At 39.2% G+C, this 22044-nt stretch carries 13 protein-coding genes; 6 read left to right on the forward strand and 7 right to left on the reverse strand.

The genetic code is table 11. From position 1 onward, the window contains the following. Positions 1–100: 100 nt before the first annotated feature. A complete protein-coding gene (locus MsAm2_RS00150; protein WP_338097808.1) occupies positions 101–1411 on the forward strand; it encodes an ATP-binding protein in 1311 nt (436 codons plus the stop codon). A gap of 177 nt (positions 1412–1588) precedes the next feature. On the opposite strand, the gene dnaG is transcribed toward MsAm2_RS00150, so the two are convergent. Both dnaG and MsAm2_RS00160 read right to left on the reverse strand, forming a co-directional pair. Next, complete coding sequence (gene dnaG, locus MsAm2_RS00155) at positions 1589–3238, reverse strand: DNA primase DnaG (protein ID WP_338097809.1); 1650 nt, start codon at positions 3236–3238, stop codon at positions 1589–1591. A 1367-nt stretch (positions 3239–4605) separates the two neighbouring features. Next, positions 4606–5238, reverse strand: a complete 633-nt coding sequence (locus tag MsAm2_RS00160; protein ID WP_338097810.1) for an RNA 2'-phosphotransferase — start codon at positions 5236–5238, stop codon at positions 4606–4608. 529 nt (positions 5239–5767) lie between these two features. On the opposite strand from MsAm2_RS00160, the gene MsAm2_RS00165 reads away from it, so the two are divergent. Next, a complete protein-coding gene (locus tag MsAm2_RS00165; protein ID WP_338097811.1) occupies positions 5768–7222 on the forward strand; it encodes an OB-fold nucleic acid binding domain-containing protein in 1455 nt (484 codons plus the stop codon). Positions 7223–7615: 393 nt separating this feature from the next. On the opposite strand, the gene MsAm2_RS00170 is transcribed toward MsAm2_RS00165, so the two are convergent. After that, complete coding sequence (locus MsAm2_RS00170; protein WP_338097812.1) at positions 7616–7831, reverse strand: hypothetical protein; 216 nt, start codon at positions 7829–7831, stop codon at positions 7616–7618. A gap of 508 nt (positions 7832–8339) precedes the next feature. Between MsAm2_RS00170 and MsAm2_RS00175 the strand changes: the two genes are divergently transcribed. After that, positions 8340–9179, forward strand: coding sequence for a CBS domain-containing protein (locus MsAm2_RS00175; protein ID WP_338097813.1), 840 nt, complete (start codon positions 8340–8342; stop codon positions 9177–9179). Positions 9180–9356: 177 nt separating this feature from the next. Beyond that, a complete protein-coding gene (locus MsAm2_RS00180; protein ID WP_338097814.1) occupies positions 9357–10139 on the forward strand; it encodes a CBS domain-containing protein in 783 nt (260 codons plus the stop codon). 852 nt (positions 10140–10991) lie between these two features. Here the strand turns inward: MsAm2_RS00180 and MsAm2_RS00185 are convergent. Then, entirely contained in the window at positions 10992–13622 is a 2631-nt protein-coding gene (locus tag MsAm2_RS00185; protein ID WP_338098534.1) for a heavy metal translocating P-type ATPase, read from the reverse strand. Positions 13623–13845: 223 nt separating this feature from the next. Next, entirely contained in the window at positions 13846–14049 is a 204-nt protein-coding gene (locus MsAm2_RS00190) for a heavy-metal-associated domain-containing protein (RefSeq protein WP_338097815.1), read from the reverse strand. Positions 14050–14355: 306 nt separating this feature from the next. Between MsAm2_RS00190 and MsAm2_RS00195 the strand changes: the two genes are divergently transcribed. Further along, positions 14356–15117: a glucose 1-dehydrogenase gene (locus tag MsAm2_RS00195; protein ID WP_338097816.1), complete on the forward strand. Its 762-nt coding sequence runs from the start codon at positions 14356–14358 to the stop codon at positions 15115–15117. Positions 15118–15791: 674 nt separating this feature from the next. On the opposite strand, the gene MsAm2_RS00200 is transcribed toward MsAm2_RS00195, so the two are convergent. Next, a complete protein-coding gene (locus tag MsAm2_RS00200; RefSeq protein ID WP_338097817.1) occupies positions 15792–16790 on the reverse strand; it encodes an ABC transporter substrate-binding protein in 999 nt (332 codons plus the stop codon). A gap of 522 nt (positions 16791–17312) precedes the next feature. Here MsAm2_RS00200 and MsAm2_RS00205 point away from each other — a divergent pair. Next, positions 17313–17831 carry a transcriptional regulator gene (locus tag MsAm2_RS00205; RefSeq protein ID WP_338097818.1) on the forward strand — a complete coding sequence of 173 codons (519 nt, stop codon included), beginning with the start codon at positions 17313–17315 and terminating at the stop codon, positions 17829–17831. Positions 17832–18107: 276 nt separating this feature from the next. Here the strand turns inward: MsAm2_RS00205 and MsAm2_RS00210 are convergent, their stop codons facing one another. Beyond that, positions 18108–21914, reverse strand: coding sequence for an S-layer protein domain-containing protein (locus MsAm2_RS00210; protein ID WP_338097819.1), 3807 nt, complete (start codon positions 21912–21914; stop codon positions 18108–18110). Between the last annotated feature and the right edge of the window lie 130 nt (positions 21915–22044).

Consider the following 22044-nt stretch of genomic DNA (forward strand, 5'->3'; position numbering starts at 1 on the left):
ATATGAAAAATGTATTCGAACTCACTTTTTCGTCCGAAAAAGTGTATTATTTTACATCTTTTCGTCCGAAAAAATGTAATTCACAGGTAGAGGGATTATTATGGAACGAACATTATTTTTTGAACTTTTGGCGTGGAAAAACAAAAAAGACAGAAAGCCGCTGATTATCCAAGGAGCCCGCCAAGTCGGTAAAACATGGTTGATGAAATTTTTTGCGGAATTCGAATATGAAAATTATGTCTACATAAATTTTGAAAATAAAGAATATTTGCAATCCATATTTTTGGAAGATTTTGATATAGATCGCATTCTGCAGGCTTTTCAGGCAGAAACCAAAATTTTACCCGTTCCCGGAAAAACATTAATTATTTTAGATGAAATTCAAGAAGCTAAAAGAGGTCTTTCCTCTTTGAAATATTTTTGTGAAAACGCCCCCGAACATCATATCATGGCAGCCGGATCTTTTTTGGGAATTGCGCTTCATGAAGGAACTTCCTTTCCGGTCGGAAAAGTCGACCTTTTAAATTTGAGTCCGCTTTCCTTCTTTGAATTTTTAAATGCAATTGGAGAAATTGAGTTGTTAAATCTTCTTCAGGATGAAAAATGGGGGCTTATTAAGACCTTTAAGTCTAAATATATTGAATATTTAAGACTGTATTATTACATTGGCGGGATGCCGGAAGCAGTTTTGAAATTCATTGAAACACATAATTTTGCAGAGGTCCGCCAGGTCCAAAATATGATTTTAAATACATACGAAAGAGATTTTTCAAAACATGTTCCGACAGCGCTTGTTCCACGGGTTCGGATGGTTTGGAATTCTATTCCGACCCAAATGGCAAAAGAAAATAAAAAATTTATTTACGGGGCTCTCCGATCTGGAGCTCGGGCAAAAGATTTTGAAATCGCAATTGAATGGCTTTTAGATTGCGGCTTGATTCACAAGGTAAATCGGGTGGAAAAGCCCGGAATGCCGCTGAAAGCCTATGAAGATTTCAGTGCCTTTAAGCTGTTTTTAAATGATGTAGGGTTGTTGTCGGCGATGGGAGCTCTTGATATTCGAACCATTCTGAACAATGAATCCGGTTTTTCGGAATTTAAGGGTATACAGGCGGAACAATTTGTTTTGCAACAAATGATTGCGAACGGCAATTTCAGCATCTATTATTGGTCGGCAGAAAGGTCGGATGGTGAAATCGATTTTTTGGTTCAATATAAAAATAAAATCGTGCCGATTGAAGTCAAATCGGCGGAAAATCTGAAGGCAAAGAGTTTGAAAGTATTTGTCGAAAAATATGATCAAAAACAAGCGGTTCGAATCTCTTTATCGGATTACCGTAAAGAAGAATGGCTGACCAATATTCCACTTTATACCATCGGTATTTTATCAAAAATAATTGAAAGAGCATGAAGAAAATTAAAAAAATCAATAGTTATGAATAAAAGCCGCCCTGCGGGTTTAAAAATCGACCATAAATTAAGAATCAAAAAAAGGGCAAAGACTTTTTCAAAGCCTTTGCCATTTGCCGATTCTTAAATTTGAAACGGCAAAGCAATCTTTTTTAAAAATAAACTTTTTTGTCTACTCTTATTTTTGAGTCACCAAAACTTCAAGATTGGCCGGCATTTTGACGACATTTCCCATTTTCAGTCCGATGACTTTTTCAATGCCTTGTTCGGTTGCGATATCAATAATTCTTTGTGTCACAACACCGTCAAAGACAATCGTTTTGGCGCCATCCAATCCTTTTTTAAGAGTGGATGCCAAATCCCGAACCGGGAGGCTGCAAAGAACGAAATCGTTTTGGTCCAAAATTTTAGAACCGAGTGTTCCGGCCAGTTCCGCCATGTAACCTTCATATTGCGGCGGAATCAAAGATTTCGGTTTTTCTTCCCGATATTCTTTTTCGGGCGGATAGAATTCCTCGCGGTCATCAGTACGCGGGCGGGCGGACCGCTCGGACCGTTCGGATCGTTCCGGCCGTTCTTCCCGGTCAAATTTGTCACGAGCGGGACGAGTTGTTTTTTTCGGAACGGATTCAAAATCATCGGCAACAGGCCGGGAGCCATGGTCTTCTTCATCCAGGTCCACATATTTAATGGAAATTAAGCCATCCAAATCATCCGCACCGGATTCCTTTCTTTTTCCCCGAATTTCTCTTTCCGGCGCTCTTGTTTCCTTAAAGTCATTTTTCGGCAAATCATCGTCAAAGACTTCTTTTTCCTCTCTTTCGTCATCGTCTTCAAATTCCGGTTTTTTGCCGCCGACAAGCATTGCGGTTTTTCGGATTTTAGCGACGCGCTTGGGTGTCTTTTTCTCTAAAAGTTTGCTGGTCACACTCTTGTCCGCTTCTTTTTCCCGGACCGGAGCCGCAACATTCACATTTTTGCCGGGTCTTTTGGACGGCAGGATAATGCCGAATTTTTCAACATATTGATCAAGCGGCATTTTGCGGCGCAAGGACATGATAATTTCCTTTTGCACCAAGTCTTCCACCGCTTTTCCATCCGGCGGGCGAGCAATAAAGTCGACTTTCGCGACTTGAATCAGTTCCCGGATAATTAATTCACCGCCACGGTCACCGTCGGTGAAAACCGTCACGGTTTTTCCTTTCACCAAATCCACGACTTCCGGCGGAATGTTTGTTCCACCGACACTGATTGTGTTTTTGATGCCGTATTTTAGCAGGTTGAGCACATCGGCCCGTCCTTCGACGATGATAATTTCGGTGGAATCATATTCCGGACCGGCCGGAAGCTTTCCTTTACCGTAATGTGTGATGCCTTCCACACGCACGGATTCCCGAATGACGTCGGCAATCTCCTGCGCTTCTAAAAGTTCTTCATCAAACATGGTTTTGTAAATTTCTTTCGCCCGCTCGATAATGTTGGTTCTTTTGGCAGCGCGGACGTCTTCGATTTTCATCACTTCAATGGTGGCGATGCATGGTCCGACCCGGTCGATTGTTTCTAAAGAGGCTGCCAAAACCGATGTTTTGACTTTGTCCAAGCTGGATGGAATGAAAATATTTCCACGTGTTTTTCCGCCTTTGGTGGTAACCATGACTTCAATACGGCCGATACGGCCTGTTTTTTGGAGTTCTCTTAAATCCAAATCGGTTCCGAGAAGTCCTTCCGTTTGTCCGAAAATCGCACCGACAATGTCGGGACGCTCAATAACGCCATCAGCATTGATTTTTGTTTGAATAATATATTTTGTCGTATCTGCATTTTGCATAATTAAATCTCCTGAAAAGGGGTTTTTGAAAAAACGCAAAACAAGAAAGGCAGATTTAAAAGTTCGACATAAAATGTGAAATTAAACGTTGAATTTAGACGTGAAATTAAACGTTGACATTAAATGTTGACATTAAACGTGAAATTAAACGTGAAATTAAACGCTAAAATCAAACCGGATTGCTGAAAAATCAAAAGGGGGAAAAGCAAAAACAATGACTGTCATGCAATGTGTCTTATGACGTCGGAATTGGCAATAATTGACAAGTTGAAATTTTGATCAAATTTCGTGAGGTATGTTTATGAAACAAAATGCCGGCAAACACAAAAAACAAAATAAAGAACCAAAAGTCGGTTAGTTGAATTAAAATAAACAAAAAATATGAATTATTTTTCATATTTTATATTTATAAATTCGGATGAAGTTGAATGATATGGAATCGTTGACATTGGTTATGATTATTTTATTTTTATGATTTTAGATTATTTTTAAATATTTGTATTTTTTAAATATTTAGTTTAATTTATGAATCGTGTTTGTCGATTTTATTTTTATGATAGTTTCACGTTTCCTTTAATGATGAAATTTGATTTGGAGATGATTTGAAATTGGAATAAATTGAAATTTTTGTCAATCCTATTTTTATTCATTGCTGAGCAGAATAATTGTGATTTTTGTTTTCTTTCTGATTTTTCGCAAATTACCCGGAGACCGAGTTTGAATTTCCCTTTAAAATCTTCCTTTAAATTTGAATTTGCTTTTTTCGAAATAATAATTTTTTAATTTTTATGTATTAATCTATTATAATTTCTTATATATTATTTTCATATATTATTTTATTATTTAAATTGTATATTAATTCTATTATTAAAACTATTTTATATAACACTGCACTACTTAATTGTGCATTATTTTCTAATAATTAAATCATTTTTATAAATTAAATTATTTTTATAGTCTGCCTTCTCAGGTTTAGTTTAAGATTTCAAAAAAGAATCCGGCCAAACCCGGGACGTGATCGAGATTAACCAGTTGGACTGAGTTAACCTGTTTTTCTATTAAACCCGAAAGACTGGGATGTGAAAGACAATTTGAAAAGTTTTTGACGCAATTTTTAAAAATCAAAAACTATTGAAATTGCCAATAAATGGAAAGATTTGTGAATTTATGATATTTTATGGTATTGTGCCCGATTTTTAAAAATCAATCCGCTTTTCCTTTTTCGAATGAACATTTTTAAAATCAAAGCCAATAGGTTAAATGTTTTTAAACTTAATAATTTTGTGGTAAACAATTTAAGTTTAGTATTTTTTGGATTATTTTTAATTTATTTTAAATAATTTTAATTTATTCTAGTTGTTTTACTTTTATTCGTAAATTTCTAAAATATATTCGGCCGGAATTTCATCCGTGAGCAAAATGTCATTGTTCACAACCATAACATTTAAGCCATCATCGATTGCGGTTTTTACGTCGATTTTGAAAATAGACGGATTTTCTGTATGAACCGTGGCGACTTCAATTGCTTTTTCAAGCGTTGTGCTGAGATGTAAATATTTTTGTTTGACGGGACGGATTCCCTGTTCCAAAATAATATCAACTTCTTCCGGACTGACGCCATAGTAAGCAAATTCACCATCATAGAGCGGATAATTCAAAATGACATCAATGGAATGACCGTAACGGGCCCGGATTTTTCCGCCGGCGATTTCATACCGGCCCTTTTCATCCGATTCAACCAGAGCATAAATGTGGTATTTTTTCGGCCATTTGTATTTTTTGGCGGCGGCAACAGCTAACGCGTTGATACTGACCCAGCCGTCAATATACATGGGAAGTTCGAGTTTTTCCGGAAAATGCCGAAGCGCTCCCGAAATAAAACGTCCTAAACGATCTTCACGGTCATCATCTAAAATGAAATCCCCATTGGAATCGCAACACGGACAAACTTCGCCTCTAAAACAACCGTGCTCATTGCACTTACGAATCATAGTATCCATAAATGGGTTTTTGATATAAATAGAATATCATTGAAATAGAATCCGAAAAAGTGAAAAATCAAATCAAAATAACAACCAAAATAACAACCAAAGAAATAACCAAATAACAACCAAAGAAATAACCAAATAACAACCAAAGAAATAACCAAAATAACAACCAAGAAACAAACAAAAACAAGTACTAAAAATAACAAAAATAAAAGACAGGTTGCGGTTTTAATTAATTTTTTAAAAAAATTGTTGCCATAACACGCGCGGCAGCGCAACACAACAAAAATATCCATTTACTTCTATTTGTTTTCGACCGAAGGAAGCATCATTCGTGCAGTGAATTTTGGATTTGAGTTGTCCCCCGCCAATAAAAAATTTGCATAGCAAATTTTTTTCGATAGGTTTATATCTCAATATCTTTTTTTTTTAAAAGTTTAGGTCAAACAATAGAATCAAATAATAATATGGTTATTGATGTTTATCTTTTAGCATATTTGAGCGAATTTTACATGATTTTGTATGTGTTTAGGTGTCGAAAATGACGGAAATGAAAGAAATTTATGAAAAGGTCAGTCATTTAATCAGTTATGATGATTTTTTGGAAAAGGTGAATGAAAGAAAAGATGCGCTGGGTGGTCTTTGCGATGATGAAATGTGTGCGCGCTTGGTTTTGAGTGATCTGGGCGTTTCGAGCACGGAAAAAGAGCCGGTGACCATTGATTGTATTTCAGAAAACAGCGGCAATGTTGTTTTTTACGCAAAAGTTTTGGCAACGTATGAGCCGCGTGAATTTAAAAGAAATGACGGAACCGTCGGCCGTGTTTCCAATGTTGTTGTCGGAGATCGGACCGGAAAAATCCGGGTTTCGATTTGGGATTCCAAAGTGGAAGTGCTGGAATCCGGCGAGGTTGAAATCGGATCCGTCGTGGTTGTTGCCGGTTACACAAAGAAAGGATTAAACGGAACGGAAGTCAATGTCGGAAACAATGGGGTTTTTGCGCCCAGTGACGAAGATGTGGAATATGATGTTTCAGACCGCAAAATCGCGGACATCAAAGATGGAATGAATGATATTGCCGTTTCGGGAAAAATTTTAGATATCGGCAATGTGAAAATATTTTCCAGAAAAGATGGAACAGAAGGAAAAGTTTCCAGCATGACACTTGGGGACGCCACCGGTACGGTCCGTTTGAATTTGTGGGATGAAAAGACAGCATTGACCGAACAGTTAAAGGTCGGTCAATCCGTCCGCGTCCAAAACGCTTACAGCAAAATCAATAATTTTTCTCAAAAAGTGGAAATTTCCATCGGAAACGCCGGGTTTGTCGAGGTTTTAGACGAAATGGTGGATTTTGTTCTTCCATTTACGAAAGTGGCGGAAGTTGCCGACGGCATGAACGGCGTCAACTTGACCGGCGTTATTTTGGACATTTCCGATGTGCGTACTTTCTCTAAAAAAGACGGTTCGACCGGGACAATCGGAAATTTTGTCATTGGGGATGAAACCGGAAAAATCCGAGTTACACTTTGGGATGACAAAACCACGCATTTGGATGAATTTGATTTCGGAGAAACGGTTGAAGTGACCAACGCCTATTCAAAACTGAATAATTTCAGCCAGCAGGTGGAACTTAATGTCGGAAACCGCGGAAATGTTGCCGCATCTCAAAAAGAAGTTCTTTACAAGGAAAAAGTGGATAAAATCAATGACATTCTCCCCGGAAAATCCTATTCCGTTCAGGGACGGGTCATTGACATCGGTGAGCTGCGTGAATTTGAACGGGACGACGGAACCCAAAACACGGTTTCCAGTATGGAACTTGAAGATGACACCGGCAGAATCAGAGTGACGCTTTGGGGCGAACATGCTGAGTTTATTAATGACATCCAAATCGGAATGATGGTTCGTGTGACGGATGCTTTTTCCAAATTCGGAATGAGTGAAGAAATCGAACTCAGTGCTGGAAACCGGACAAAAGTTTCGATTGTTTAATTTGTCATTCTCCCTGCCGGACAATTTCAATATTGTACGGCAGTTTTTTTTCAAATCATAAACATTTCTCATATTTTTCAAATCATAAACATTTTTTCAAACCATAAATATTTCTCATATTTTTCAAATCATAAACATTTTTTGAAAGAATAGAATCGTTTTCTTCAATTTAGTTTCATTAAATTGAATAATCTAATATATTAAATCATTAAATAAATCGACCGTTCTTTGTTTTTCCATTGGAAATATGGGGGTTTAAAAATCCTTTTAATAAAGATTTCGGCAAAAATAGAAACGAAAAAACCGAATAAATTTCGGGCAAAATATATAAGTCATGGCAGTCATTTTAACCTTATCCGGAAATATAATTTGGGTGAAGAAAATGACACAAAATCAATATCCCAATTTCAGAACTTTTTTGTTCGGCATTTCTGATTTTGACTTTTGCAAAGCGTTGAAAGGCAAAGCACTGTTTTTATTAAAACTGCTGCCTTTAAAACGTGTTTGCGGAAGTGATTTCATTGTTGCCTGACGACCGGAAATCTCTTTTCTGTAATTTATGACAAAGAGGGTACGCTCTCTTAGTTTAAGCAGCTTGGCCTGAATCAATCTTTTGTCTTTTCAGACTTTGAAAGATTGAAAATAATTGAAAAAATCAATTTAAATCGTCAAAAATTGAAAAATAATTGAACAATCAAATTTGAACGATCAAAATTTGAAATTTCAAAGTCTGTCAACCATACATTGAAAAATTGACAGATCAAAATCGAAAAGAAAATAAACCAAAGATAAATCAAGACAGTCAAAGATAAAAAAGATAAATCATCTGAAAGCCAATGAAAAATATTTTCGGACAATACATTCAACAAAAAATACAGAAAATGAATCAAAAAACAAAAAAATACAGAAAATGAATCAAAAAACAAAAAAATACAGAAAATGAATCAAAAAACAAAAGATTAGAAAAATGTAGAAGCGGACGAACAGAATCAGAAAAACTGAATTGAAAAACTAAGAAACTGAATTGAAAATTAAAAAACAGAATCGGAATGAATAAAAAATAGAATTGGAATTTAAGTAAAATAAACCAAAGTCCAAGTCACAGAGGAGTTAATTCATGAAAGTAAAAAATATCATGAGCGCACCGGTTTATGTTGTCGGTTCCGATGAAACGGTCGCACGTGCCCGAAATCTTATGCTGAGACATAAAATCGGTTCCATTTTGGTGGTTGACGGGCAAACGATTGCCGGCATTTTTACGAAATCAGATTTAAAAACCAGATTGTTTGAAGAGGAAGCAGCTTGGAAACGGCGCCCGATCGACCAAATCCCGATCAAATCTTTGTGTTCGACAGATGTCATTACGATTTCCCCCAACGCGTCTGTCAGCGAGGCCGCTCAAATCATGACCTGTCAAAAAATAGACCATCTGCCGGTTGTGGACAAGGAAATTATGGGAATTGTTTCGAAAACAGATATTATTCGGTTGGTATCCGATGGCGGAATTGGTCATGAGCAACAGGTTTCGGATTTCATGTGCGAAACGGCGGTGACGGTCAACACCAATCACACCATCAATCACATTATCGGCGAAATGGAAAAAAACGATGTCCAAAAAGTGATTGTCATGGACAACAACGCAAAAGCGGTGGGAATCGTTTCCTTGAAAGATTTGTCCGCAAACGATTTAATTGAGGGCAATGGCCGCAAAAAAGAAAAACCATCCAAAAAGCCCAAAGTTCGCCGCTCTTCCATGGACTTGCCGTTTATCGCGGAAGATTTGATGACGCCGATTATTACGGTGGATGTCAGTGCATCCGTTTCAATCGCCGCCAAAAAAATCATTGACAATGAAGTCACGTCTCTTCCGGTAACCCGAAATGGAAAAATCGCCGGCATGATTTCAAGAGATGATATCATCCGAAGCATTTCCGAATCAGTGGAATGTGACGAATAAAATTCAAAAATCAAAAGTTAAATTCAAAGTTAAATTCAAAAATTCAAAAGTTAAATTCAAAAGTCGGTTAATTAACCGAAATTTCATCATAAATCGTAAATACAATTTGTAACGAGCCGGACATTTTTACCGGTTCCGTTTTATATATCAATCCATTTCAACAAAAGGTGAAAAACCATGCAGGCAAAAGACATTATGGTGTCCCCTCAACGCATCGACAAGTCCGCAAAAATCTCTAACGCTCTTGGGATTATGGAGAAAAAAAATACGCGCCGGCTTCTTGTAACACACAATAATGAAGTGGTCGGGATTTTGACGATGCGCAATCTTGCCAAAGAACTCGGAACTAAAAAGAGAACGAAGCCGCCTTCCTCTCTTCCGGTGGTGACGGCCATTTCCGAAAACTTCACTTTCATTAAGCCCGATACCAAATTTTCGGTTGCTGTCAAAATCATTAAAGAAAAAGGCGGCGTCCTTCTGGTTTCTGAGAATGAAAAAGATGTTCTTGGCTGGATTACACCCAACGAAATAATCGGCGCGTATGATTTCCGGGGTCTTGCCAAAGATGTGATGTTCCAAAAAACCATTATTGCCATCAACTCCAATGAGCGGCTGGTTCATGCCCGCTATTTGATGCTGGAGCACAACGTCGGAAGAATTCCGGTCATGGAAGAAGGAAAATTGGTTGGCGTTATTTCAGAAAAAGACGTCGCAGTTGCTTTCCAGGAATTTAAGGACAGTGTTCCCGATAACCATCAAGAGGCCCGGATTAAAAATTTGCTTGTCGCTGACGTGATGACTCGAAACCCAATCACAGCCGGACCCAACACGCCGGCGGAAGATATCGTCAGCTTGATGGTTCACAAAAATGTCGGAATTGTTCCGATTGTCGACAACGAAAAACTCGTCGGAATCATTACCCGGAGAAGTTTGATTACTTCCATCCCGACGCTGGAATAAACGCTGCAAGCAAAAAAATTTAAAGCAAAAACAGATTAAGAAAGCAATTTGCTTTCTTTTTTTTCTTTTGTTTTTTTTGTTTTTTTTCTTTTGTTTTTGGGCAATAATGTGTGCGTTATGACAATCATTTTTTTAAGAATTTCAAAAACGGCGATTCAATTTTTAAATATTTTCCAATTTCAGCATACTGTTTCTATTTTGGATTTTTGCTTTTATTTTTCGTTCAATATCCGAGTGGCGTAAAATATTTAAGTCTGTAGTACATTCAAAATTTTGTATTAAATTTTTAAAAAATTTAATATAAAACCGGAAACATCTGAAAAATATGTTTTTTTAAAAAAATCAATTAAAAATGATTCCCGATTTTTTCCTGAATTTTCGGAATCAAAACCAAAAGGATAACAAAACTCAAGAAAAAAACGAAAACAACCCCACCTATTATGTCAATTTCCGTATAAGACCCGGAAAAATAATGATTTTTAAGAAAAGCGGCCGACAAAAACAAAAGCGACAACAAAAACGAAAAAAGCAGACTTTTGATAAAAATGGAGAAACGGGTCTTATCTTCTTTTTTTTGAGTATTTGCAGCCACAATCGCCATATTTTCATATCCTCTTTTCTTGATTATTGCAAATTTTGCTATTTTTTTTTCAATATGTTTTTAGATTTTGATTTAATTTTGATTTTAATTTATAATTATGGATTTTAATTTGATTTTGCTTTTATTTGATTTTTGATTTTTAATTATTGGTTTATTTTTTTGCTTTTATTTGATTTTGATTTTTAATTATTGGTTTATTTTTTTGCTTTTATTTGATTTTGATTTTTAATTATTGGTTTATTTTTTTGCTTTTATTTGATTTTTGATTTTTTCATCAACAGAGAATTCAGTGTAACGGAAACAGAACTGAGTGCCATAAAAGCAGCGGCCAGTTCCGGACTGATCAACACCGTATGAACAAGCGGATATAAAATGCCGGCCGCAATCGGAATTCCAATCGCGTTATAACCCAGTGCCCATCCCAAATTTTGTTTTATTTTTCGAATCGTCAGCCGGCTCAGCTGAAGAACAACCGCCACATCTTCCGGATTGTTCCGAATTAAAATAACATCGGCCGACTCCACCGCAATATCTGTTCCGGCTCCCATCGCAATTCCGACATCGGCTTGTGTCAAGGCGGGGGCATCATTGATTCCGTCTCCCACCATGGCAACCATAAGTCCTGATTCCTGAAGCTTTCGAATTTGTTCCGCTTTGTGCGTCGGCAAAACTTCAGAAATCACATGAGCCGGATCAATACCGGCTTCTTTGGCGATGGCTTGCGCTGTTTTTTCATTATCACCGGTCAACATATAAACGGCAAGCCCCATTTCCGATAACTTCAAAACAGCGTTCTCCGACGTCTTTTTCAAAGTGTCCGCCAGGGCAAAAAGCGCAACCGGGGAATGAAAAACAGCCATCACAATAACAGTTTTTCCATGATTTTCAAAATTTTGGATTTGAAGAAGTGCGGTTTCGTCCAAACAAATTTCGTTTTCCAAAAGGAACCGGCGTGTTCCCATCAAAACGGGTCGGTCTTCAAATGTTGCCCGAATTCCTTTTCCAAAAACCGCTTCAAAAGAACCGACTGGTTTGGGATAAATTTCTCTTTGGGCCGCCCCCTCCACAATAGCTTTTGCCAGCGGATGCTCGGAATTGTTTTCGCATGCAGCGGCAATTTGAAAAATCTCTTTTTCGGAAGTTTCATATGGATTCAGTAAAATCATGTCGGTCAGATTTGGTTTTCCAAGTGTTAACGTTCCGGTTTTGTCAAAAACAACAGCTTGAAGCGACTGTGATTTTTCAAGACCATCTCCGCCCCGGATCAAAATTCCGTTTTCTGCGCCCATGCCGGTTCCAACCATCACAGCGGCCGGAGTCGCAAGGCCGACGGCACACGGACAGGAAATAACTAAAACTGTAATCGCGATTAGAAGCGAGAATAAAAACGGACTGATTCCCAAAAATTCATCTGTTTCCGCAATATTAAACCAATCATATCCGACGAAAAACCAAAACAAAAAGGCGGTCAGCGCAATGATGAAAACAGCGACGATGAAATTTCCGGCAACGGTGTCCGCCAATTTTTGAATCGGTGGTTTTTGAGTTTGCGCGTCTTCCACCAACCGGATTATCTGAGACAAAAACGTGTCTTCCCCAACCTTTTCTGCCCGAAACTGAAACGATCCGGATAAATTTAATGTGGCGCCAATAACTGAATTTCCGACATTTTTCTCAACCGGCAAGCTTTCACCGGTTAACATGGATTCATCTACCATCGAATTTCCCAAAACAATTGTTCCATCCACCGGAATTTTTTCTCCCGGACGGACAACCACAAGATCCCCGATAACAACCTCTTCTGCCGGGATTTCTGTTTCCGTTCCGTTTCGAAGGACACGGGATGTCGGCGGCTGAAGTTCCATCAGTTTTCGAATGGCAGTGGATGTTTTCCCACGTGTCCGCGCTTCTAAGTATTTGCCAAACGTGACAAAAATAACAAGCATCGCCGCTGTTTCATAATACAAATGGTCATACCCCGGACCCAAATCCCAAAAGGTTGACACGACGCTGACAGTGTATGCGCAGCCGATTCCGGCCGCGATGAGAAGATTCATATCCGCAAGGCCGTTTTTCAGACCTTTAAACGCGCCGGAAAAATATTGGCGGGCGGGCCCCATCATGATTAAGGTCGTCAGCACAAACAACACATATTTGTTGCCCAAAAAATCCGGGACAAAAGAAAACATATCCATCATCAGGCTCATGTTTCCCAAAATCACGGGAATTCCCAAAACAAAAGAAATAATGAAATTATTTCGCTGGCGAATGGCATCTTTTTCCAGCTCTTTGGCATCGTCGCCGGATTTGGAAGCGCCGGCAATTTTTGCAGCGTACCCGATTTTTTCAACCGCTGAAATTATCTCTTCCGGCATTGTTTTTTTTGGGTCGTACCAAACCGTTCCTTTTTTCAACGACAAATTCACAACCGCTGAAAAAACCCCGTCCTTTTTCGCCAGCGTTTTTTCAATATTTAAAACGCAAGCCGCACAACTCATGCCTTCAATTTTTAAAATTAATTTTTCTCCCTCAAAAACCGAAGCCGAATTGGAAGGGCTAAAAGGCAGGGATTTTGATTCCGGCGGCTTTTCTTCTTCCGTTTCAAAAATCGGGCACTCGGTTGGAAAAGGGGAATTTTTTGCGGGGTTTGCTTCTGAATCGGAAAGAAACGGGGTGTAATCATTTTTTGAAATGACGGAAAAAATCGCGTCCAAATTGGTTTTTCTTTCATCAAAACTCACTGTAACGGTGCCGATTTGGTTGGCGGCGTCCAGGGAAATTTCAACAAAATCAATTTCGGGAAGACTTAAAACGATTTTCTTGACCGCCCGAACACAATGGTCACAGCTCATGCCGCCGACCTGAAATGTTTCTCTTCTGATCGAAAAGCCTCCACTTTCATTTTTAAAAAATGCAAAAAATTAACTAATAATTAAAATATAAACTTTAAAATATAATGCATAAATGACACAAGTAAAACAATCCACTCAAACGCTTAAATGTTTAAACATGAGATGTAAATACGAATGCGTAAATATGATATGTAAATATGAAATGTAAATGAAATATAAATATAAATGTGTAATATGAATGTGAATATTACAATTAAGCTTGGTAACCGGTATTTCTGACGATTTCCTTGATTTTGTTTAAATTCGTTTTTGTTTCATCAAATTCAACGTAAGCTTCTCCTTTTGAAACATCGACAACGGTTTTTGTCACTCCGCTTGATTCTGAAATTGCTTTTTGAACTCTCTTTTGGCAATGACCGCAGGTCATACCGCCCACTTTGAATGTTTCTTTTTGCATTAATATTCCTGCCTGATATTTTCTCCGATTGAAGGGTTGTGTTATCCATCGAAATTTTCTATTGTATGAAATTTATTCATATGAACGAATATGTGGAATAAATATCTTTCTTTTCCGTTTTTCCAAAACAATTTCGCTTTAGGCATATTTTTTAATCAACAAATTATATTTTGAACAAAATATTTATATGTTTATAAATTATACAAAAGAATGTTTTACGTATTCGGCTTTCTATTGGTTTATTTTTATTTTTTATTTATTTTTTATTTTTAAAAAATAAGTCTTGGAAAAAGGAAAAGATCAATTATGAAACTTGAAGGTAAGATTGCAATCGTCACCGGGGCAAGTTCCGGCATGGGTCATGCTATTTCTCTTTTGTTTGCCAAAGAAGGCGCAACCGTAATCGCCGTCGCCCGGCGTCTGGACCGCTTGGAAAAGCTCAAAACCGAATCTCAGAATTTGCCCGGGAAAGTAATTCCGCTTAAAGGGGATGTATCTGACAAACAAGATATTGAAAATATGATTGATTATGCGGTTTTGAACCATTCCAAATTAGATATTTTGGTCAACAATGCCGGCATTATGGACGATTTGGGTTTGGTGGAGGACACAACCGATGACATGTGGGACAAAGTTCTGACCACCAATTTGACCGCACCGTTTTTGTCGATTCGAAAAGCAATTCCCGTCATGAAAAAAAATAAAAACGGCGGCGTTATTTTAAACATCGCATCCATTGCCGGATTGTTTGGCGGACGGGCCGGAACGGCTTATACGGTTTCAAAACACGGACTGATCGGCCTATCCAAAAATGTCGGTTACACCTACAGCGACGAAAAAATTCGCTGCAATACGATTTGCCCGGGCGCGATTAATACGGAAATTATGAATAACATTCAAGTCAATGCACGCGGACAAGCCAAAACGGCGGACGGCATGAAATCCATGCATGGCGGGGCAGGAACGCCGGAAGAAATCGCAAAAGCCGCTTTGTTTTTGGTCAGCGACGATTCCAAATTCATTACCGGAATCAATTTGATTGTCGATGGCGGCTGGACGTCATGCTGATTTAAATTTTTCAAAAATGAATGATAAATGTAGAAAAAGTTAATTTTTAAAGAACGGGAGAGTACAGATATGTATCTCCCATTCCTTGGGGTGTTTTTTGAGACATATGTTACGTTTTTGACTTCGCTTGCTGTTTTTATGAATTTACAGGGGTGGGTTAACGATTGAAATTTGAGGATGTTTTATTTTTAAACCGCCTCCTTAAAGCAAGAACAAATTTTTCAAGTCCGTTTTTTTAAAAAATCCGACCGATTTTTTTATATTCGGGAATAATCTTTTCTTGCTTGTTCGTTTTGTTTGTTGTTTTGAAACAGATGTGAATTTTTGGGTGTTGTTTTCCCAAAATTCATGTTTGTTGCTGATTGTAAACCATTTCGTCTTGTTTGGTTTACAATCACTTAAATTGAACTTGTTTTATTTATAGATTTTGGTAAATTGAGCGGATTTTTTAAAACCGTTTCGTTTTTTTCAAAAATGTAAAAGAAAAACGGTCGGTCGTTTTTTTGAAAATCCCAGAATTTGTTGCTGTAACGCGCGCAGGTGGCACCAAAAACAAAAAAGCAATAGAAAAATAAAAAGAAGCAGTAAGGAAAATAGAAAAACAAAAAGCAAATTCAAAAATCTGCTTTTTGCATGCGTTTATTTAATTTTTTTAATTCGATTTTTTTTGGTATTTATTTTTGTTCCGCCATGATTTCATCATAGAAACTGGTGTCAAAGAGGTCTTCTGCCGTCAATGCTCTTGGAATCAATCCTTGGTCGAATTGAGCTTGGGAATAGCTGACAACATAGTTTTCAATCAGATGCGGGTCAGAAACCCATTTTCCATCCCATTCCCCGGTGGATTTCATAACGGTGTCTTTGGAAACGCCGGTCATCTGCGCATAATATTCGGCAGCTTGCTCAGGGTTTTCGTTCGTGTATTTTGTCGCGTCGATGTGAATGCGGACGATTTCTTTGACAATATCCGGGTGCTCGTCAATGAATTTTTGGCTGACGGCAATCACACAGCAGGCATGGTCAGCTTCCATTTGGCCGGAATTGTACACCACTTTGCCGTAACCACCCTGTTCAATGACAGCCGGAGCCGGATGTGGCAAGAAAACAGCGTCAATAGAACCGGACATCAATGCCGCTTCAGCGTCTCCCTGGCTCATGGCTTTGATTTCCACTTTCTTCAAATCCACACCATTTGCGACCAACCATGATTTTAACAAGGTGTCTTGAATGGAACCCGGCGGGAATGTTCCGATTTTTTTGCCGACCAAATCTTGCGGGTCGTTGTAGGTTGTATTTTTCGGAACGACTAAACTGGAACCGTTGATTTGAACGGCGGCGATAATTTTTAAGTCGGAATTGTTTTGGGAAATTGCCGGAATCAACGGAGCGGCGCCAATGTAGGCCACCTGAATCGCGCCGGAAGACAGAGCAATGGATTCGGACGGACCGCTTTCAAAAAGTTTTTTGTCAACGGTTGTGACGCCCAATTTGGACAGATTGGTAGACCACCAGTCCATAGACTGAGCGGATGTGTATGCCATTTGGTGGGTGCTTGGCTGGTAGCCGATGGTGACGTTGGACAGATTTCCGCCGGACTTGTCGCCGATACAGCCGGATAAGATGACAGCGGTCACTAAAACGGATGCCAAGAGTGCAAATATTACTTTTTTCATTGTTAAACCTCCCCTAAATTCATCAGCAGTGATGAAAAACAAATAATAAACTAACGATGACTTGCCACAAACATGGCTGAACCATCGGAAAAATTGAAAATGTTTTGAAAAACATTGGCGGATCTCTCAAAAAAATTCAATCATCAGTCGCGTTTGCAATCACGTTTGGAATCATTCATCACGTTTGGAATCATCAATTCATCAACCGGCCGCTGACCGATTGTCGATTCGGGTGGTGATCAATTATTGATTTGAGTGTCGATCGATTGTCAATTCCTTGAAAACCGATCAGCCGCTTCTGATCATAGATTTGAAATAAATCCGATAACAATCTTTTCCTTAAAATCATATAAAAAACTATCCGGTTTTGAAAAAATAATATCCGTTTTAGGACAAAATAAATAGAATTTTGTCAAATTCGGAAAGATTATATGGGATAAATTTTATTTTTCAAATTCAAGTGATTAGATAATTCAATAAAAATAAAAAACAAATTAAAAACAAATAAAAGCAGAGGATTGCATGAATGTTTCTGACCGTTTGATGAAAGCCGCTTTTGAATCGGATGAAAAATTTCAAATTGTTCTCCAGCGTGCGATGAAAGAAGATTTGAATATGAATGCGGTGGAATTTTCAAAAGAAGCGGGCATTCCGCACAGCACGTTTTACAAAATCCTCTCCGGAAACCGTTCTCCCAATATGAAAACGTTACGCCAAATCGTGGAAACCGTCAAAAAATATGAAACGCCTGCCGAAGATTTCATCGCGGTCATCGCGGCTCGAATGGTTCTGGATACCATTACCGAATCCAAACGAAAAATCGGTGGCCGGTTGATTACGATTAAAGAGTATTCCGCCAATTCCATTGAAGAGGCCATTATTGTTTCCGTAAAAGCGGAGCAAGATGGCGCAAAAGCGTTGGTGTGCGCGCCGATTGTCAGCCACACGGTTGAAAAAATTGTTTCCATTCCGGTCACAACCATCATGCCCAAGGAAAGCATTATTGAAGCGATTGAACTCGCCGCAAAAAAAGTCGGATAAAAAAAGACGAATAAAAAAAGACGAATAAAAAAAGTCGGATAAAAAAAGTCGGATAAAAAAAGTCGGATAAAAAAAGTCGGATAAAAAAGACGAATAAAAACGGTGTGTCTGTTGTAAAATTATTATTTTTAAAAAGCGAATGATTGAGTTTTGTTGAAAATTTTAAAAATATGTTGCCGTAACGCACGCAAGCGGCGGCAAAAAAAGAATTAAAAGAAAAGGTTTGCCTGAATCGGCAAACCCTTTGTTTAATTTTTTCGTTTTTTACTTTAACATTTACTTGTTTCTCTTGAATTTGTTTTTCAAGTCGCTTGTCACCTGACGGCTGACATCTTTGTAGTTGCTGCGGGTCGCGCCTTTCACTCCAAAGAGGTAAGCGACATATCCGAGAACACCCAAGACAATCACAGCGACAATTCCAAGGGCAACATACAGAGCCGTTGAGCCGCCGCCAAATCCGGTCGACGGGCCGGTGGTCATGGAAGAGTAGCTTTGCGGCACACTGCTCACGCCATATCCGTCTTCTTTAAGAACCAAAGAATAGGTTCCTTCGTTTTTCGGTTTGACGGACAAGGTCACCGATTTGCTTTTTCCGACATCTAAGGTCACGGTTTGGGAATCTTCGTCAACAACATTTCCGGACGCATCCACCAATTGAAGCGTCACAGTATGAGAACCGCTTTCGATTCCGTTGTTGGTGATGTCAAAGGACATTTTCGCGGTTTTTCCGGCACTCAACGTTTCCGGCTTTAAGACGAAATTCGAATACACGAAATTCACTTTGGATTCGATAGTGATTGATTTTGTTCCGGGGTTGTAGCTGGGTGCAGTTGCTCGAATCGTAAAAGTTCCGGCGTCATTGAATGTATAGCTGACCTGGCCGTTTGATCCGGTTGTTCCGATGGTGTCGCTTCCAATTGTCACGGTTGCACCGGAAATGTTGGATCCGGACAGGGAATCATAAACCCGGATCGTTCCGGTCGTTCCCGGATAGATGTTGTCCGGCTCAATTGAAATCGACATGTTTCGGAGTTGTTCCTGAACCGTCAAAGAAGCGCTGCCATCTACATAACCGGTTTTGGATGCGGTGATTTTAATCGTTCCGGCGCCGCTTGGCGTGTAAGAAATCATTCCGGATGAGTTGGTTGTTCCGATTTTGGAACCGTTGGCAGTCACCGTGGCGCCTTCAAGGGTTGTTCCGCGGTCGGAAACCGTAATGTCAACCGCCGAGCCGAGAGTCACCGGATTGGGGGACGCCTTGACTTCCAAAGAGGAATTGGAGCCGACTTCACGAATCACAATTGGAGCATAGCGGAGTGTGCTGTTGTCTCCGACTTTAAAGGACATGGTGGTGTTGCCGACTGTCAGGAAATCGACAGTGTTTCCGGAAGACAGGCCAATGGTGTCCCGGTTTTTGAGTTCGATTCCGGTGGATGTGTGAGCGCTGACTTCCATTTTTCCATATCGTGCACCGTCTTCAAGTTTCACGGGGGCATCCGAGATTTGGAAAAGGCCGCGAATGACGACAATGCTGCTTTCCTGTCCTTGGAAAACGGAATCAACGTGTACACGCACAATGATGTAATTTTCGTTTCCGATTTTCCGCTCAAAGGTGGCATCTTGTCCGGATTTGGTGATGTTGGAGTCCACTTCTTTTCCATTCTTTTCAAGAAGCAGTTGGACACTGTTTCCGTTCAGATCGATTTGTGACACTTTTATGGCATAACCATCCTCAAGCGTGATGTATTGTCCCATGTTGGCATTTCTTTTGTCATCGTTGTCCACCAAGACTTTGGACAAGTATCCATCTTTGAGCATGCTTTTGCTGCTGTCATAGCCGGCAAAGTATTTTTCACCCATGAATCCAACGACCTGATAGTCGCCCCAGGAGCTGTAGTTGTAATCCGTTGTCACAACGGTGGAGTTGTAAACCAAATCGTCTTTGGCAATGGTTCTTGTGCTGGTTAAATCAGTTTTAACGGTAATGGATTCGGTGTTGACATTGTCGTCATCGATATCGTAATAGAATCCTTCAAAGTTTTGCGGGGTCCATTTGTCGATGATGTAGCTGGAGCTGTTATAATCGGAAACCGTTCCGCGGATTTCGTATTTTCCGGGGTCGGTGTACTCAATGTAGGGCGCAAACCGCAGGGTGCTGCTGTCGGCCACTTCGATTTTCATCTTTCCCATCAAGGTGACGTTGCTGCCGGCGCTCAAGCTGATGTCGTCATGGTTTTCCATTTCAATCCGGGAAGAGCTGACGCTGGTAATTTCCATTTTGTCAATTTTGGTTCCGGTTTCGAGTTTGGTCACGTTGTCGGAAATTTGGAAAATTCCGTTAATGACAACGATGCTGCTTTCCGATCCTTGGAAGACGGAATCCACGTGAACGCGGACCAAAGTGAAATTTTTGTTTCCGAATTTCTTTTCAAAGGAGGCATTTTCGCCGGAGGGAACAATTGCGGAGTCCATTTCTTTTCCATTCTTTTCCAGAATGAGACGGGCACTGCTTCCTTTCAAGTTGATTTGGTCGACTTTAATGGAGTATCCTTCTTCAAGCGCAATGTATTGTCCCATGTTGGCGTTGGTTTTTTGGTCACTGTCCATCAAGACTTTGGACAAATTCCCTTCCTTCATCATGCTTTCGCTGCTGTTGTAGCCGGCAAAGTATTTGTCGCCCATGAATCCGACCACGTCGTAGCTGCCCCATTTGGTGTAGTTGTATTCGGTGGTGGAGGGAGTTGTCACGTATTTGATGTCGCCGTCGTTGATGCTGCGGCCAATGTTGGAAATGGTCATGCTCTCATTGCCTTCGCCGGTATCCAAATTGTAATAGAATCCGGAGAAACTGCGGGCGTCCCAAGTGTAGGTGGTGGGCATTCCGTCCGACCAGATGCGGTTTCCGGTGGAGCGTTCAGTGACGGTAATTTCCCATTTCAAAGTTTTGTTATTTGCGGGTGTTCCATTTTCAGTAATGAGTAACGTTAAATTGTATTTTCCGGTTGCATTGGTCTTCCAATCGAATTTGCTGGTTTTTGCATCGGTTGCATCACCGTTGGTCTCTGTTCCCGGAACAACTGTACCATTTTCATATTTGAGCGTCCAGTCAAAATCACAATCGACAAGAGTTTTTGCTTCCACCGTTATATTTTTATTGATTTCAACGGAGAAATTTTCCTCTTTGTCTTGTGTTTTATTGTAATGGGTTACATTGTCAATAAGATCAGCGGCTGCGAGAGGTGTTTCTTTTTTAACAAACAATCCATATCCTTCCGGCGTATTTCCTGTTGGATTTACACCCCGAGCCTCAAGAACATAAGTTTTTCCTGGAACTAAATTTGAAACGTTAATTTTATCTGTAGTTGCTGAAATCGTTTTGTCAGATTCTATTAGTGTTTCCGGTGTGGTTTTTTCATAAATATTGTAATTTACTTGGTTCCATCCATCAAAATCAGAAATTGACCAACTGATATTGTATTTGCTGGTGTTTCCTGCGTCTGTGCTGTTTGTTGATGTAATGTTCAAGATGTTTATATTAGAGGGATAATTAACCGTTGCATTCAGACTGGTGTTATTGTTAGTATCTCTCAATCGATACACGATATCGTTTGTTGAAGGAACTGCTGCTCCTACGGAATCTTCGTAAAGAACCCAATTGGTTCCGTCCCAATATTGAAAAGTGGTGGATGGAGATATTTCCAGTTTAAATTTTGTATCGTTGCTTGATGATGTTGACTTAAGAGTTGTTGTTGAAATATCCAATATTTTATTCGTCAACGATGTTGAATCCGTATCAACAGCAGCATCTATTACTGTAATTTTGTAATCTGTACCAACAGCAGCGTCTGTCACAGAATAAGTTAGGGCTGTTATCGGTGAACCCGTAATTTCCACATCGTTAATTTTTACAATATATTTACCATCAACATTATCGCCAGTCCAGCTCCATTTTATTGTTCCTGTACCGTTGTTGTTATCTGTAATGTCATCCAGTTTTAAAACCGGAGCAGCAGCGCTTGCCATACCCGCCATCGCGAATAAAATCAAAAGCGCAATCATTGCTTTAAAGATCATTTTTTTCATATTCGTTCCCTCATTTTTGGTTTAAATCATAATCGTGATTTATAAACACTCAATAGATTATATTAATCTCCTGTTATTTATATATTTTTGATAAGATAGATATGGAATTAAGAAATGACAAAATATTAAA

The sequence above is a fragment of the Methanolapillus ohkumae genome, from assembly GCF_032594355.1.
In the GTDB taxonomy this organism is placed as follows: domain Archaea; phylum Halobacteriota; class Methanosarcinia; order Methanosarcinales; family Methanosarcinaceae; genus Methanolapillus; species Methanolapillus ohkumae.